We start from the raw sequence: 17,142 nt of genomic DNA on the forward strand, positions 1-17,142 counted from the left end.
ATGGCTATAGAAAAAATGGTTCTTTTAAAAGTAATCGGTTCATTAGATAACATGCATTCTATTTTGAAAGAACTTATATTTTGTGAAAATGCACATTTAAATTTAAATGTGGAAAACAGCAATGCATATAACAATTTTTTAGCTGTTCATCAATACGAATCAGAAATAATCGGTTCTCCTATTTACAATATTGTAGATCCTGATAACATTCATAACAGCTGCAGCAATTGCTTAAGTTCTGTAGAGGAGTTAAGTGAAGGATTAAATATTAAATTATATGTAGACAAAAAAATGTTGCTTGAAGACAATTACAGCTTTGAAGATGCAAAAAAAGATTTAGCTATTATTCAATTATCCATAGGCAGCAGAGTGAGAGAAATCAAAAATAAAAAAGATAAGATTGATGAGCTTATTGAATTAAGAAGTAAGGTTAACAGTATTGTAGACAAAGATGTTGATTTTAGCAAAATATCTAATTTAAATTATTTCGAATATGAAATCGGCTCTTTTGCAACTGAGAACAAATCAAGATTAAAGAAGAATTATGAAAAGTTAAGCGCAATAGTGTTGAAAATTGGTTATATAATGGATTCAAACGATGATTTATATATGATTATATATCCAAAACAGTTTAAAGAGGAAACAGATAATCTTCTTAAATCACTTAACTGGAATAGGTTGATTATTCCTGATGAATATTCGGGAACATCTTCAAACATACTTAAGCAGATTGATGCAAAAATTGAAGAGTATAAAAATGAAATAGACAGTTTGACAAATTCAATAGAGAATGAAAAAAATAACAACTCAAAGTTGCTCTTAAAAATTTATAACGTGTTCAAATTGGAAGATAAAATTGCAGAATTAGAACAAAGAGCTGATTTTGGCAATAATTCATTTGCTGTAGATGTATGGGTAAGAGAAAGTGATAAAGAAGAGATAGAAAATGCAATTGCAGATGCAGCAGATAAATATAAAATTTCTGCTACTAAGCGAGAGGATTTAGGAGATGATGTAATAGCTCCTACTAAATTAAAAAATAATTGGTTCTCAAAACCATTTGAGATGATAGTAAATATGTATGGATTGCCTGCATACGATGAACTTGATCCAACTCCATTTGTTGCAATAACATTCTGTTTAGCTTTCGGAATAATGTTCGGTGACATAGGACAAGGATTTATTTATGTATTAGCAGGTTTATTATTGCGAAAGAAAATGGAAGCACCTGCGGGATTAGCACTCAGATTAGGAGTAAGTTCAATGATTTTCGGCTGTGTTTACGGAAGTTTGTTCGGCTTGGAAAAACATGAGCTTCCATGGCTTCCAAGTTTAATTGAAGGCGGACCTTTAAGCCCGAGCAATATACCAATGATTCTTGTTGCAGGTGTTGTATTTGGTATTATTGTATTAACATCATCTTATGTTTTCGGGATAATTAATTCATTAAAAAATGGCGATATAGAAGAAGGAATATTTGGTAAAAACGGCATAGTGGGCTATGTATTCTTCATCAGCTTCATACTTACTATTGTTGCCTTAATTAATATAATAAATATACCAATGAGCATTCCTGTAACATTTCTTTTATTAAGCTTAGTAGTTTTAATCCTGAAAGAACCTATAACTAACTTAGTTTTAAATGAAAGACCTTTATTTCATCATGGTGCAGGCGCTTATCTGACTGAAAGCATATTCGAAGCAATAGAAACTATACTGGGTACTCTAAGTAATTCTATATCCTTCGTGCGTGTTGGAGCTTTTGCTTTGAACCATGCGGGTTTGTTTTTGGCATTTTTAGTTATATCAAGAATGATGCCTAACATATTTTTACAAATAGTTATATTAATTATTGGGAATATCTTAATTCTTACACTTGAAGGATTAGTTGTATTGATTCAAAGTCTACGTCTGCATTATTATGAAATGTTTGGAAAGTATTTTAAAGGCGGCGGCGTAGCGTTTAAACCAATTAAATTAAATTAGATAAAAATTATTAAATAATCAAAAGGAGAATTCAAATTATGCAAATTATATCTTTATTTTTAGCAGCAGCTATTTCAATAGGAACAATAGTTTATGGCTATAGAGCAATGAAAAACGGTAAAAAGGGAAACATAAAAAAAGCAATTTTAACAACAGTATCAGCTTTTATGTTAGTTATGGCTGGTGTAGTAATAGCAACAATTTTCGGCGGAAACGTATTGGCAGAAACAGCTGCTCCGGCAGCAGAAGCTGCAACAGCTTCAGGTAGCTCTTTAGGTGAAGGGTTAAAATACTTGGCTGCAGCTTTGGCAACAGGTATAGCAACAATAGCAACAGGCATGGCAGTTGGATCAGTTGGTTCATCAGCTATCGGAGCAATTTCAGAGGACCCATCATTACTTGGTAAGACATTAATTTTCGTTGGTATGGCAGAAGGTATATCTATTTATGGTATGATTATATCAATTTTAATTCTGTTCGTTTAATATTAAATGGAAAGAGATGAAATATGAAATCATTTTTAATAAGTGATAACAGAGATACATGGGTTGGACTTCGATTAGTTGGAATTGATGGCGTTATTGTTAAAAACAGAGAAGACGCTTTGAAGGAAATGAAGGATGCTGTGAAGAATCAAGATATAGGAATCTTGATTCTTACAGAAAAGATAGTTGACATGATTAAAGAAGAATATTATGAATATAAATTAAAATCTAAAACTCCTTTAATCATAGAAATTCCTGATAGACATGGCTCTGTCAGAGAATATAATGCCATAAAAAATTATATAAGAGATTCAGTTGGCATTCATATATAGAGGTGATTTATGATTACAATAGAAGAAAAAATCAAACTTTTTTATAAGCTTCTTAATCAATCTATGGATATTCATTTAGCTGAAGATTTGAAAGATATAGAAGACAATTACAAATATAAAATCCAAAGATTGCAATCAGTTGTAGACAAGGAAGCAAAGGAAATAGAAGAAAAAGCTATTCAAAAAGCTGAAACAAGACGTGCAGAAGGCTTAAGTAAATCAAAAGTAATCATAAAAAAAGATATTATGGCATTAAAAGAAAAATATTATGTAATTTTCATGGATAAGTTCAATGAAAAATTGGTTGAATTTGTTCAATCTAAAGAGTATAAATCTTATTTGTCAAATATAATATCAAAAATTGTTACTGAGATTAAAAGCTTTAAAAACTGCGATTTATTAATATATCTTTCTAAGAATGATATGGATAAATACGGTGATTTTGTTAAAGCAGAAATAAATAAAGAATTTGACTTCAATATAAGTTTTAAGCCAAATCCGGATATAATAGGCGGTTTAATAGCTGAAATAAAAGAAAAAAATATTAAAATAGATTCATCTATAGATGCGGTCGTTGAGGATAACAAGACATATATTATGCAGACAATATTTGAGACATTAGAGGCAGGTGATTATAATGGCTAATATTGAAGGAATAGTTAGTTCAATAAACGGACCTGTTGTCAAAGGTCTTAATATGGGCTCATTTAAGGTTCATGAAATGGTTACGGTAGGAAAACAAAAGCTGATAGGTGAAGTTGTTTCAATAGAAGGAAGTATAGCTACCGTACAGGTTTATGAGGAAACTGAAGGATTAAAAGCAGGAGAAATTATTTATTCTACAGGTACTCCATTATCAGTTACCTTAGGACCGGGTATGATAGGAAATATTTTCGACGGAATTCAAAGACCGTTAGAAAGAATTCAGGGTATGAGTAAAGATTTTATCCCTGAAGGAATCGGCTTGATATCTATTGATGAAAATAAAAAATGGGATGTAATTGTTACAGTAAAAGCCGGAGATAAATTAAATTCGGGCGATGTATATGCAACTGTTCAGGAAACTCATAGAATCCTTCATAAAATAATGGTTCCTTATAATGTTAAGGGAACAGTAACAGAAGTTAAAAGCAGCGGCGAATATACTTTAAACGATACAATAGTTGTTTTAGAAAAAGATAATAAGGAAACAGTAGATTTAACCTTATGTACAAAATGGCCTGTAAGAAGGCAAAGACCAATAAAAGAAAGATTGCCGATTTATAAGCCGTTAATTACCGGTCAAAGAGTTATAGACAGTTTTTACCCCATAGCAAAGGGCGGTACAATCGGACTTCCAGGCGGTTTTGGAACAGGAAAAACTGTTACCCAGCACCAACTGGCAAAATGGAGTGATGCGGATATAATTGTTTATATCGGGTGCGGAGAACGTGGAAACGAAATGACGGACGTTTTGGAAGAATTCCCTAAACTGATAGATCCTCGTACAAACAGACCGTTGATGGAAAGAACTGTACTTATTGCCAACACTTCAAATATGCCGGTTGCGGCACGTGAAGCAAGTATCTATACAGGTATTACAATGGCTGAATACTACAGAGATATGGGATACGATGTTGCCATAATGGCAGATTCCACATCAAGATGGGCCGAGGCGTTAAGAGAAATCTCAGGACGACTTGAAGAAATGCCTGCGGAAGAAGGATATCCTGCATATCTGCCGTCAAGATTGGCAGAATTCTATGAAAGAGCCGGCTGTGTTAAAACAATAAACGGACAGGAAGCATCAATTACAATTATAGGTGCGGTATCCCCTCCGGGCGGCGACTTCTCAGAACCGGTAACCGAAAATACAAAAAGATTCGTAACCGGATTCCTTGCACTTGATAAAAAGCTTGCGTATTCAAGACATTATCCCGCTATAAACTATCTTACAAGCTACTCAGGTTACGTTAGTATGTTAAGTGATTGGTATGATCAAAATGTTTCACCCGATATGCTTAACTTAAGACATAAAATGATAGTATTGTTGCAGGAGGATGAAAAGCTTAACGAAATTGTACAGCTTGTCGGTGAAGATGTACTTCCGAATGATCAGGCATTAGTATTGGAAACTGCAAGAATGATTAAAAAAGGATTTTTACAGCAAAATGCTCTTCATTCAGAGGATTCTTACGTTACCTTAGAAAAACAATACAAAATGCTTAAATGTATAGATACATTCTATGAAGAAGCTCTTCAGTGTGTAAAAATAGGTATTCCTATTTCTGTAATCAGAAAGGAATCCATAATTCAAGATATATTGAAGATTAAATATGACATTCCAAATGATAAATTAGAGTTATTGGATGTTTTAAATGAAAATATAATAAAAGCATTTAATGACTTAAGACAAAAGTATGAATAGGGAGTGTTTAGATGAAAAAAGAATATTTAAAATTAGAAAAGATTGAAGGTCCTTTAATAATTCTTTCCGGAATTGAAGATGCTTCCTATGGAGAAACAATTAACATCAAAGTTGATAATGCTGAAATCCGAACAGGAAAGATAATTAAAATTGAAGGCGATAAAGTAATAGCGCAAGTGTTTGAAGGTACTGCCGGTATTTCTACTGACAATGCTTCTGTTAAATTTACCGGTAAACCGTTGCAAATTCCATTGTCAAAGGAAATATTGGGAAGAACATTTAACGGTGTAGGTGAACCCATTGACGGAGTGTATCAGGTTATATCCACAGAGAGAGAAAATATTAACGGTCGACCAATAAATCCTGTAGCAAGAAGATATCCTAAAAACTTTATACAAACAGGTTTTTCTGCTATTGATGCTCTGATGACATTAATCAGAGGTCAGAAGCTTCCGATATTCTCCGGTAACGGTATGGCTCATAACGAATTGGCTGCACAAATAGTAAAGCAGGCAAAGATTAAGGGAGCTACAAGTGAGAACTTCGCGGTTGTGTTCGGAGCAATGGGAGTTAGACACGACGATGCCGACTATTTCAGAAAGAGCTTTGAAACAGCAGGAGTTTTGGATCACGTTGTTATGTATATCAATACTGCGGACGATCCTATAATCGAAAGAATCTCTGCTCCAAGATGTGCTCTTACAGCAGCAGAATATTTGGCATTTACTCACAATATGCACGTGGTTGTTGTTTTAACTGATATGACAAGCTACGCAGAAGCACTCCGTGAAATATCATCTGCAAGAGAAGAAGTTCCTTCACGTAAGGGTTATCCCGGTTACTTGTATTCCGACCTTTCAACAATTTATGAAAGAGCAGGTATGTTAAAAAGCCGCGAAGGTTCAATAACACTTATTCCTATACTGACAATGCCTAACGATGATATAACTCATCCTATACCTGACTTAACAGGTTTTATCACAGAAGGACAGGTAGTTTTAAACAGAGAACTAAATCAAAGAGGTATTTATCCGCCTATAGATATACTTCCATCTCTGTCTCGTTTAATGAAGGACGGTATAGGTGCTGAGTATACAAGAGAGGATCATGCTGACTTACAAAGCCAGATTTATGCATCTTATTCAAAGGTACAGGATATAAGGAGTTTATCTCAGATCATAGGTGAAGATGACTTAAGTGATATAGACAGATTATATCTGGACTTTGGTCGTGAATTAGAAAGTAAATTCATCGCTCAAGGCAAGAATGAGAACAGAAGCATTAATGAAACTTTAGATTTAGGATGGCATATTTTATCTATTTTACCTGCTACTGAGCTTGACCGTATGAAGACAGAATTAATAGAGAAATATTATGATTATAACAGGGAGAGATAGTCATGGCTGTATTAGTTGCACCTACTAAATCAAACTTAATAAAAGCTAAGTCATCCTTAGTTCTTTCTATTAAAGGATATGAGCTGTTAGACAAAAAAAGGAATGTCCTTATTAAGGAAATGATGATGTGGGTAAATAGAGCAAGAACAATGCATAATGAAATTTATGTAGTTCTTGAGGAAGCTTACGGAATATTGCAAAAGTCCAATGTAACCCTTGGAGTTAAAAATGTTGAGGATATGACTTACAGCATACCTAAGGAAGATACCTATGAAATTTTGTTAAAAAGTGTTATGGGCATTGATATTCCAACTATCAAGTATAAAGCTGACGATGGATTTAACCCTGCCTATGGTTTTTATAATTCAAATGCGTCCCTTGACGAGGCAAGACAAAAATTTGAAGTTGTAAAAGAAAAAATATATGAATTAGCTGAAGTAGAAAATTCAGTATTTAAATTGGCAAAGGAAATAGAAAAAACCAAAAAAAGAACAAATGCTTTAAAATACGTTCAAATTCCCAAATATAAGGAACAAGTAAAATATATTCAGGAAGTTTTGGAAGAAAAAGAAAGAGAAGACTTTTTCAGATTAAAACGCCTTAAGGGTAAAAAATAGTAATTAAGCAGATGACCCAAATCTTTGATTTGGTGTCAGTCGCTTATACTGTAAGTGAAAAAAAAGGAATTATGCACACGCATAATTCCTTTTTTCAACTGTTCATTGTTCAATGTTCATTTTTAATTGCTTTTCAGTGTTGTACTCATCAGATCCTTTCCTGTTTTAACATTAGGAAATATATCCTTGGCATACTTTATAAATTCCTCCGGTTTAGTCATGGAAGGGCTGAAATGTGTGAGCCACAGTTCACTTACATTTGCCTCCCTTGCAATCGTTGCTGCCTCTGAAAATATCATATGCATTTTTTCCTTGGCATTATCAAGCTGTTCATCTTCTCCGTACATTCCCTCACATATGAATAAATCAGATTCCATAACTATGTCCTTGATATGCTTAACCGGTCGAGTATCAGTTACATATGAAATTTTAATCGGATTTCTCGGTTCACCCAAAACCATGTCAGGAGTATAAGTATTGCCATCAATTTCTACACTGTTTCCGTTATGCAAGCTTTTCCAAAACTTAACCGGTATATTTAATTTTTTTGCTTTGTCCGGTTGGAAATGAGGTTTTAATGAAAGCTCTAAGCTGTATCCTAAACAGTTGATGTGATGCTTTAAGGGGATAGAGGTTATCTTCAGTCCAATTTGTTCAAATACCTGTGTCTTAGTGTCATGAAGCTCGGCGATTCTTACCTCATAAGGGAGAAATCCGCATACAATTAACAGTGAATTAATATATTTGGTGCTGCCCCTTGGAGCGATAATATATAATGGCTCTGTTCGTCCTTGATTCCCTATTGTTAATAAAAGCCCGGGAAGACCTGAAACATGGTCAGCATGACAATGAGTAATCAGTATGGTGTCGATTTTATTCATGCTTAGCTTGCCCTTATGCAATGAAATCTGGGTTCCTTCGCCGCAATCTATGAGAATAGATCTGCCGTGGTATTCTATTAAGCAAGAAGCTAAAAATCGTTCGGGAAGGGGTATCATACCTCCGGTGCCTATAAGTGTTACATTTATCATTTTATCACCTGTTTTTATGTTTATTTACCATTATACCTATTATTTCCACTATTATCAATAAAAAAAGAGAATTAAATAAAAACAAACATTAAAATACAAATTAAAACCGATATTACACCAAGGATAAATTTGTATGCCACGTAATTTTTTAAATCTAATTCAAATTTGTCGGTAACAGCAAATGTCTGAAAAATTACCGACATACCCGAAAAGCTTACAAGGAAATTTATTATTATCAATTTTAATTCCAAAGGTACATACGAAGATGATGAAATAATGCTGCAGCCGTTAGTAAGCTCCAATGAACCGACTATTAAAGAATAAACAATATCTTTAATATAGGGGCTTAAGTGGATTGTATCAGATAATGAAGTTAAGACGTCATTAAAGAAGTTAGAGAAAACAGAAAATATAACTATCACTCCGCCGACCGTCAAAATCCCTGTTACAGATTTATATATTGATAAACTGAAAGCCTGATGAAAAGTAATCTGTGCCTGTCTTACGTTATTTCTCTTAATACTGTAATGAGTGTTGTTTTTAATAAAAAAGCTGATTATAATTGCTCCAATGAAATGGGGAGCAGCAATATATTTAAATAAATTAAAATCATTCAGCATAGAAAAAGATATGGCTCCCGCAATAAATTGAAAACTGCAATTATTTGTGAAAGAAATCAAATAATTTGCTTCCATTTCATTTATCCTTTTATTTTCGAGCATAGTGTTTATTGTCATGGCGCCGGAAGGATAACCTGATACAAAACTGATAAAATATGGGATCATGGCATATTTGTTTTTTAGAACTTTATCAGATATAAATGAAAACCTTTCAAAAGCCCTGTATATAAAATTATATTTAAGCAATATATTCGACAATACAGACATAGGAAACAGATATGGAATTATATTGTTAATCCAAATTTTTAGCCCGTTAAAAGCACCCTCAGACACTGTAGCAGGCTTTAAAATAAAAAAACAAATCAATAATAAAATTAAGATAGGAATAAAATTTCTTCTGAACATAAACAACCCCCCATAACACATTTTATTGTTAACGAGGGGTTATTATGTTTAAATAGCTTGCGTTTTTTTTGTATTCTTCATTTGCTGTTCTGCTTTTAAAAGGAAGGTAATACATATTGGTTGATTTATCTGTAAGCTTAAAAAGAGGCGATTTTTCGGCGTTTATTTTATGCTTATTATAATCGGAAAAGCGGTTAATAACAGCAGTACTGCTTGATTTGGCATATCTGATGATTTCCCTACCGGTATCATTAAAAGCTAAAATCTTTATATAACTGTCGACATTAGTTAACATAAACGATTTTATGTCGTCTTTTTTTACATCCAATAATATATTTAACATCATTCTCCTTAATTTTGAATACGTATATCGCTTGGATTTTAACGACATTATGAAATCGTCTATATTATCATGCCTAAATACATTTTCATATATTTTATTGTTCAATCCTTCAGATATTTCGTAAATATTGTTTAAACCATCAATTCCAAGCTCCAATATTTTATAATAAATTATATCAAGGTAATTGTTCAGGTTATTGAAGCCTTTAAATTCGTTATAAAATGAATTTATAGCTTCATTGCTTTTTTCCGTGAGAGAATTCTCATGCTCTGATGAACCGGATAAAATGCTTTTTCTTATTGCTGTTGCGCTGTCATACTTACCTGATACTGTAATGTCATTGTGACCTTTACCTATTCTTTTTACAGGTGCAAAATTACAGCTTAAATTATGCCTGATGGTGCTTTTAATATATTCTATAGCAAGTACGTTGTTGGGCGAGCTGATAACATCACATGAATTCATTCCTAATACTGAAACAACAACATTGGTTAAAGCACTTGGATAAGATAGCCCCTTATCCATTTCCTTTTTTATATCAATGCTGAATTTAGGATTTAATTGAATTGATGCAATGCTTTTCAACAGCTCAATATCCTTACTTTCACAACCAAAGCTCAGGCTATTGACAGGTACTTTTTTTAATTCCTTAACGGCAGCATTGGCAAACATCTCCGCATTCTGAAAGGAAAAGGGCATAGGAAGCTCAATAACCAGGTCAGCACCGCCGTAAACGGCAGCTTCAGCACGCCTGTACTTGTCTATTATGGCCGGTTCTCCGCGCTGTACATAGTTACCGCTCATTACAACAACGATACCATCGCAAGCTGTTTTTTCACGTGCCGCTTTCAATTGATATTCATGTCCCTTATGAAAAGGGTTGTATTCAGAAACAATTCCGGTTATTTTCATAATACCACCTGACAATTCGTTATAACGGATAATATACCACAAAATTGACAAAACATCAAGAAAACATAAAATCATACTTAAAATCACCCTTGGGGTGATTTCATTTGAACAAGGCGGATAGTATACTATAGTTGAAAACGTTTGTGCTGTAAACAAAGCAGTACAGAATGGAGGTATCTATGAAAAGATTTATCAGCTTTGTTCTTATTTTATGTATGATTATTAATGTTTTTACAGGTTGTTCAAAAACAAAGACATACAGTGACGGTGCCGAATCGGTACCGGGAAGTACAGAGACAAACTACATCGACGAAATGGAGGAGGATTATGAATCTCCTCTTGCAGGCTTTATAGCCGAATATCTTAAAAGCTATGATACCAGCGGTCTCACAGCCCGCGGGCTTGAGCCGGAAACACCACAGACCGAAGAAGTTGGTGAATGGAATATACCTATCCCTGAAATCAATCCTCTTGGTGCGCAAGAGCTTTACGACTTAGGGACATATTACCGTGCGGAAAGCGGAGTAGAACTTTCCTATCTGGACGGTTTTGCCGAAATCACCAAATATCTGTCAGGCGAGGAATGGGACTTTAGCTTTAGTGCCAAGACGGGTGATGTTCTACCTTTTTTGCGTGAATACGCATCTAAAATCGGTGCGGAGGTGCTGCCCTCAGCCTTCGATGAGTCCTTTGCATTCAGGCTGAAAAAGCAGGATGCCATCTGGTGGTGTCAGGTGCGTGCGGAAAATTGGGAGAGAGTGTATCTTTACATTCTAAAACAGAAAATATTTGAAATTAACAAGGAGTATAAAATAACCCAGAATCAGTTTGACAGCAACGGCGCATTTCGTTTTCTTATGGAGATACCGGGGAAGAAGTTTTCTCTTCTTAAGCTGAGCTTGCCTGACGGCATGCTGGAAGTCAAAGCCGAAAACAGCAATGAAATCGACAACAGTACAATGTTGTCACGCTATTATGCGCGATTTGATGCCACACAATATAAGGATTATGCTATGTATGATTTCCCGCAGGATCCGGGGCTGGTGGAGTTTACGCTGCAAAAGTATGGCAGTGAGCCGTTGCCGTCTGATTTCACATTTTGTATGACTGAAACGGAATACGATCTGCCGGGGTATAAGACCGGCGGTCTCGGTACCCTCGTGGTCAAGAATGCGCCCTACGGACGGGTGTATGTCGTTCCGCAGCAGCATGTCGGCATAACCTATAATTTGGGAGGCACCAGCTATCGCTTCGAGAGGGAGGAGGTCAACACGCACAGCAATAATTTCGGTATCAGCAGCGGAGACGACATATACTTTACTATGTCGCCCGGCTATTACACCGTAGTAAATATGCTGCCCGGTGAGCTGGGCAGAAGCAGGACCCAGCTGGTACCCATATCCGCGAGCGAGGAAACCACCGTCCTGCTGCCGGATAGCCTGCGGTCTGCTAACGAGGTGCTGATGTCTACCTCCGATGACCGGGAGTTGACCGGCGGCATAACGATTATGGAGAAAAAGGACCTGACCAAGACTGCCGAGCTTGCCCTGTCGGTAAGCGATCCTAAGGAGAGGGATGTATTTCCAACCAAGGAGAATACGGTTATCACCGAAGGTGGCAAGCAGGTGAAGATTACAGATATACGCAGGGAGATTGCACCGTGCAGCGTTGCATTGGTAATCGACTCATCCGGCTCCATGGAAAATGATATGGCGGCAACGGTTGAAGCTGCAAAAAAATTCGTTGAAGCTTTGCCTGATAACAGCTTTGTCAAAATTGTACAATTCAGCTCCTCCGTTATTCCTCATGCGGGAGAAATAAAGACAGACGCATTAAAAGCACTGTCAGGTATCCGTCCTGTAGGTGCAACAAAGCTATATGATGCCACAATGGAAGGGCTCAATGCAGTGCAGGGAAAGACACGTCCGGCTGTGGTTGTGTTCACCGACGGGGTAGATTCCCGGGAGGACGGGCGAGGACAGGGAAGTTCCAATACTAAGGATGCTGTTGTCCAGAAAATATCAGAGGTTAAGATTCCGGTATACACAATCGGATTCGGTAAACGGCTTAATGATGATCAAGCTCTCACATCAGTGGACGGTGCACCCGACATTCAGTGTCTGACGGAGTTCGCAGCTGCCTCTAAGGGTCAGTATTATCCTGCGAAAAATCCTGAGGCACTAAATGATGTATTTACCGCAATAGGTTCAAAGCTTGGCAACAACTTTGTCATCACATATGAACGGCCTACCGAAAATAACGTGAGTCAAACACCTGTTGTCTCTTTGGTTATAGACAATTCAGGATCCATGAACATGAGTCCGGACGAGGGTGTGGACTGTAATTACCGCATGGAAAAAACAAAGAAGATGCTGGCTGATTTCATCGGTAAGCTGCCTGCAAATGCAGTTACACAGCTCATGACTTTTCAGGGCGGTGGTCCGACAATGGTCCAACTCAATTCCAGCCAGATTTCAACCATAGATAAGGTAACGCTCCTTAAGGCAATTGGTGAGATGGAGGCCGACAGGGGAACGCCAATAACAGAGGCGCTGACCTCTGCCTACGAAAACATCATTACGGTACTTAGCAGTAAAAAGGTTATCGTATTTCACACTGACTCCGGACTTGAGGTTCCGGAAGAAAGTAAGGAAGAGTATCAGAGAATATTATCAAAAATAAAGGATAAGGGAATTTTCGTGCTGTGGATAGGCATGGGAATTTCCACACCGGAAAAGGAGAAGGTGTTTTCCGAAGCAGCCTCGGCAACTAATGGAGAATATGTTGTCAGCGAGTCCACAAGCGACATCATGACAAAGCTTAATTCCCTGCTGCAAAAGTTAGGGCAGGCAGGTGAAGCACGAACCACACCAATTACGGCAGAGATATCCTACAAGTCGGAGCAGGGTGAAAATCTTATTTATAAAGCTCAGGATGAAGCAGAATTTACCCCACCGCAAAAAAAAGGTACACCGATCGAGCCCGAGGTGGTTAAAATTGAAACAGGCAAAAAAGCAAATTTATATACCGTAAATGCCGGCGAAGAAAACAGCCGGGGAGTAAGCGGCGTCGGGGTAATCGGAAAGGACAGTATTCTGTACACCAAGACAGAAATAGGAAAGTCTATGGAGAACAAGGCTATGGAGCTCACTGTGAGAGAAGCATCATATTTTGACAAGCTGCTTGGATTGGATGCCTGGAGAAGCAACTACAGATTTGTTGCGTTTGAGGTACAGATGAAGAACATTACCAATGAGAAAATTCCATATACGATACCCAGCATCTTCAAACACTTTTATATCAGCATCGACGGTACGGGAATGTATCCGGCATCCAAAGCCACATGGCTTTTGGAAAACCCTGTTACTGTACACGGAGATCCTTCCGTTACAATTCCGCCCGGAGGTACCGTAGAAGGTATGCTTGTCTTTATGATACCTTACAGCCACACCGGATATACTCAGCAGTCACTGCATTTTTACGATACTAAGTACGGACACATCCAGATGCCGATATGCGGGAGTATGCCCGACAGACTGCTGAAAATGGAAAATATGCCGCAGTCCTCTCCGCAAAATATTACGGAAGCTTTTACCATGGATGTGACGGCTGCAACCGTCGAAAGCGAAATCAGCAAGCTTCAGGCAGCTGATTTTGCTGCATTCCGTGTAATAGAAGCGGAATTCGATACCAAGGTGCAGGCGCTGCTGAACATTAAGCCGGAGGAGCGTATTTATCTGAAATATGACACTGAAAGCGGAGAGCTGCTTTCACAGCTAAGCGACGTTACCAATCACATGCCTTTTGGCTTCAGTGAAGAGGTGATGCTGGCACCGGCATCCTCAAATATTGTACGCATGGCTTACGACATACCACAAGCGTTGGAAAGCTACAAATCGCAGCTGTTTTTTGATTTGAAGGATACAAGTGCCGTGTTTCCTGTTTCTGAAGGAAAGACTTTGGGAGCACCAAGCCCCGTGACGGAAGTGGATGGTGAATATGTAAAGGTACGGATAAACCAGCTTACACAATTACCATCACAGCTAAATCTACCCGACAAGCAGGGTGAAAAGTATGCCTTTAGTCAGGGCACGGTGCTGTTGGATGTAACCTTTATCGATAAGCCGGGCAACGAGGGAACGATTGTTCCTCCTGATTTCTTCAGCTTGGTGAAATCAGCCGATGAGATTATCGACCCGTCCAGAACAAATCAAAGCCTCATATTCGGAATAGGAGAGAGGTTTGCAGTGTTCGAGGGCAGGCAGCGTCGAGCTTTGGTTGTATTTGACAACCCGCCCGGCAATATTGAGGATTGGACATTGCAGTCAAAGTATAATAAAGATATACTTGTTCCGGTTGCAGCAGGTGATTTTTCCTCAACCGAGATAATTGCCTACAAGGCAGATGTACCGAAGAATACCGATTTTAACAAGATGCTAAACGGAGCAGTGGACGCTGCCGTAAAGAAATACTCAGCACTGGGTGAAAATAAATACAGTCCCGTGATTGGTCTGGAGGAAAACGACGGATACGATAATCTTGTTATTCCCCCTATTAATACTCACGGAATTAAGGTTATGAATGCTGCATCAAACGAGGAGCAGGTTCTGAAGGTTCTTAGTAAAATCAACTGCATCCCTAAGGCATATAGGTCAAATTATGCTGCGGAAAGCGTGATAACACAGGGCTTCGGAGGTATTGCATCCGTTTCGGATACGGTTATGAAGATGTTTTCAAACATCGGGTTCATGCCTCAGCACAAAATTTATTCTTATACGGACATGGGAATTAAAATTCTTTCAGAGTATTATAAATTTGACGTAAAATATGAGGGCTATCCGGTAGGTATAGCTTATGAAAACGCAAAGGGTGAAAAAAAGGTTTTTGTAGTTCCCTTTATGATGGATTTGTCTCAGCTTTCAGGTCTTGTGTACAGTTCCTCATTAGAAAAACCTGAGCTGAATTATGGCAGCGATACGGCAAACGTAAGGGTTTATGCTGTTAATGAACCCGGACTGGATGGGACTGCCGCAGCGGCAGCGGTCGGTATTGGTGCCGCTTTGGGTGGAGAGGAGGTTGGCTCCTCATACGCTGAGCTGTTAATGCTGGAAAAGAGCATGCCGTTGGACCTGCTGAGCTTGGATCCAATTGACCTTGGCTTTGCACCCGTTATGGGAGACGGTAAGACCGGCTACAGTGCAATTCTTACTACACCTGATGAGGTTATCGCAGGTCAGAATACCCTTCAGGATTTCAAAAATATATATGAATTCAGGGTTGAATTTAATGTCTTGGGCGGAGTATATACCCATGCAGTGACGCTTTCAGAGGGGCAAAAGCCGGAAAATCTGTTGATGACCATATGTATCAACCTGCCTGATCTGCCTGCCAAAGCAGCATCAGTACTGCGGGAAGCATCTTCAAAGGCACACGAGGCAGCTCAGAGGCCGGAGCCGTTTACCGTTGCAAAATGGTATAACCGTAACATTTTATACAACCTGATTGCCGGACAGACAACCTTTGACACCGAATTTATTCAAGACACGGATTTGGTGCTCGGACGTTTAAATAGACCTCGATGCATAGTCATATCCTCGGAGCTTGACAGCAAAGGCGGCTTGACGACATGGGTGAATTTGCTTCAGCCCTTCAATCAGGTACACTCAGGTGACAGCGAGCTGCAAAAGGCATATTTTTTAGTGAACGGGTTCTATCAGTCCGGTCTTGAGTCATGGCTGCTTCCTGACGGTCTGGGAACAGGATATATGGATGTTTGGCTTAATGCGCCGGAGGATACCGAAATTCTTGCCATACCGGTAATCAACGGCGGCAGAGATTTTATGGCAGATGCACTTGAGGAAGAGAATATCTATCCACAGACGCTTTTGAGGGCTGTGAGGGAGAACAAGAGGCACCTGTTTGTACAGTCAAAGCCGACGCAAAAATCGGGAATCGAACGATATGCTTGGCTGGAGCTGAACCCGGACACCTATGAGGTGATTTCAGTGTTTGATAACGGCTACCACGGTGCGGAATATTTTATCAACACATCGTTTTTAAAAGAGGGTACATTGGAATTCCTGAAGGGAACATGGCTTGGACTCAACGTATCCATATGGACGGTGTCCTTTATGAACCTTAAAACTCAGGATATAAGTAAAATCGTAACCCAGGGCAGGGCATTTGCACTCAGTGTCGGCAAGTCACTTGCGGAATTTTCAGGCAACTGGGATGCCGCAAAAAGCTTAGGAGAAAAGCTTGCAACAGCAGAGGAGTTTACATTAGGAGCAGACGAGGAAATTACTGATCTGCGTACGGGCACAGACGGTGGTGGAGAGGGTCTGGACAAATTCCGCACGAAGGCATCCAACATGGCCATGGATCAAATATTTGACCAGCTGCCGAAATTCCGACTTTTCGGTGTTGATATGAATGATAAGGTAAAGGATGGCTTCAGTGGATTTTCCAACGGCTACAATACGGTGGTAGATGCATACTTCCACCATTTCAGCGGCTCCAGCGAGCATGTTCAGATTAAAAAGGAAAAGTAGAGCTTATCATAAAGATAACTCAATATAAAGGTCTGTATCATCGGCAACGATGAACT

The 17,142-nt window shown here is 38.2% G+C and carries 11 protein-coding genes; 8 read left to right on the top strand and 3 right to left on the bottom strand.

The features are described from left to right. From RT412_RS03750 to RT412_RS03780, 7 genes are read left to right on the top strand one after another with little or no spacing between them, the layout of a single operon-like run. Positions 1 to 1,986: a V-type ATPase 116kDa subunit family protein gene (locus tag RT412_RS03750; RefSeq protein ID WP_313346216.1), complete on the top strand. Its 1,986-nt coding sequence runs from the start codon at positions 1 to 3 to the stop codon at positions 1,984 to 1,986. Positions 1,987 to 2,024: 38 nt separating this feature from the next. Further along, positions 2,025 to 2,471 carry an ATP synthase subunit C gene (locus tag RT412_RS03755; RefSeq protein ID WP_313346219.1) on the top strand — a complete coding sequence of 149 codons (447 nt, stop codon included), beginning with the start codon at positions 2,025 to 2,027 and terminating at the stop codon, positions 2,469 to 2,471. A gap of 23 nt (positions 2,472 to 2,494) precedes the next feature. Beyond that, the gene (locus tag RT412_RS03760) at positions 2,495 to 2,803 is read left to right on the top strand and encodes a V-type ATP synthase subunit F (RefSeq protein WP_313346222.1); all 309 of its coding nucleotides are present in this window, start codon (positions 2,495 to 2,497) and stop codon (positions 2,801 to 2,803) included. Between the two features lie 9 nt (positions 2,804 to 2,812). Further along, positions 2,813 to 3,448, top strand: a complete 636-nt coding sequence (locus RT412_RS03765) for a V-type ATP synthase subunit E (protein ID WP_313346224.1) — start codon at positions 2,813 to 2,815, stop codon at positions 3,446 to 3,448. Beyond that, a complete protein-coding gene (locus tag RT412_RS03770; protein WP_313346226.1) occupies positions 3,441 to 5,210 on the top strand; it encodes a V-type ATP synthase subunit A in 1,770 nt (589 codons plus the stop codon). The genes RT412_RS03765 and RT412_RS03770 overlap by 8 nt, the downstream gene beginning before the upstream one ends. Before the next feature lie 11 nt (positions 5,211 to 5,221). Beyond that, the gene (locus RT412_RS03775) at positions 5,222 to 6,607 is read left to right on the top strand and encodes a V-type ATP synthase subunit B (protein WP_313346229.1); all 1,386 of its coding nucleotides are present in this window, start codon (positions 5,222 to 5,224) and stop codon (positions 6,605 to 6,607) included. A gap of 2 nt (positions 6,608 to 6,609) precedes the next feature. Beyond that, positions 6,610 to 7,224, top strand: coding sequence for a V-type ATP synthase subunit D (locus RT412_RS03780; RefSeq protein ID WP_313346232.1), 615 nt, complete (start codon positions 6,610 to 6,612; stop codon positions 7,222 to 7,224). 122 nt (positions 7,225 to 7,346) lie between these two features. Here the strand turns inward: RT412_RS03780 and RT412_RS03785 are convergent, their stop codons facing one another. The 3 genes from RT412_RS03785 to RT412_RS03795 all read right to left on the bottom strand — a co-directional run bounded on the left by RT412_RS03785 (position 7,347) and on the right by RT412_RS03795 (position 10,535). Further along, entirely contained in the window at positions 7,347 to 8,255 is a 909-nt protein-coding gene (locus RT412_RS03785; protein ID WP_313346235.1) for a ribonuclease Z, read from the bottom strand. Positions 8,256 to 8,326: 71 nt separating this feature from the next. Then, the gene (locus RT412_RS03790; protein WP_313346238.1) at positions 8,327 to 9,280 is read right to left on the bottom strand and encodes a hypothetical protein; all 954 of its coding nucleotides are present in this window, start codon (positions 9,278 to 9,280) and stop codon (positions 8,327 to 8,329) included. Between the two features lie 28 nt (positions 9,281 to 9,308). Then, positions 9,309 to 10,535 carry a nucleotidyltransferase gene (locus RT412_RS03795; protein ID WP_313346241.1) on the bottom strand — a complete coding sequence of 409 codons (1,227 nt, stop codon included), beginning with the start codon at positions 10,533 to 10,535 and terminating at the stop codon, positions 9,309 to 9,311. A 179-nt stretch (positions 10,536 to 10,714) separates the two neighbouring features. On the opposite strand from RT412_RS03795, the gene RT412_RS03800 reads away from it, so the two are divergent. Further along, positions 10,715 to 17,086 (top strand): VWA domain-containing protein, encoded by a 6,372-nt coding sequence (locus RT412_RS03800; protein ID WP_313346244.1) that lies wholly within the window; start codon positions 10,715 to 10,717, stop codon positions 17,084 to 17,086. Positions 17,087 to 17,142 lie beyond the last annotated feature (56 nt).

It is taken from the genome of Sedimentibacter sp. (assembly GCF_032080165.1).
GTDB lineage: Bacteria > Bacillota > Clostridia > Tissierellales > Sedimentibacteraceae > Sedimentibacter.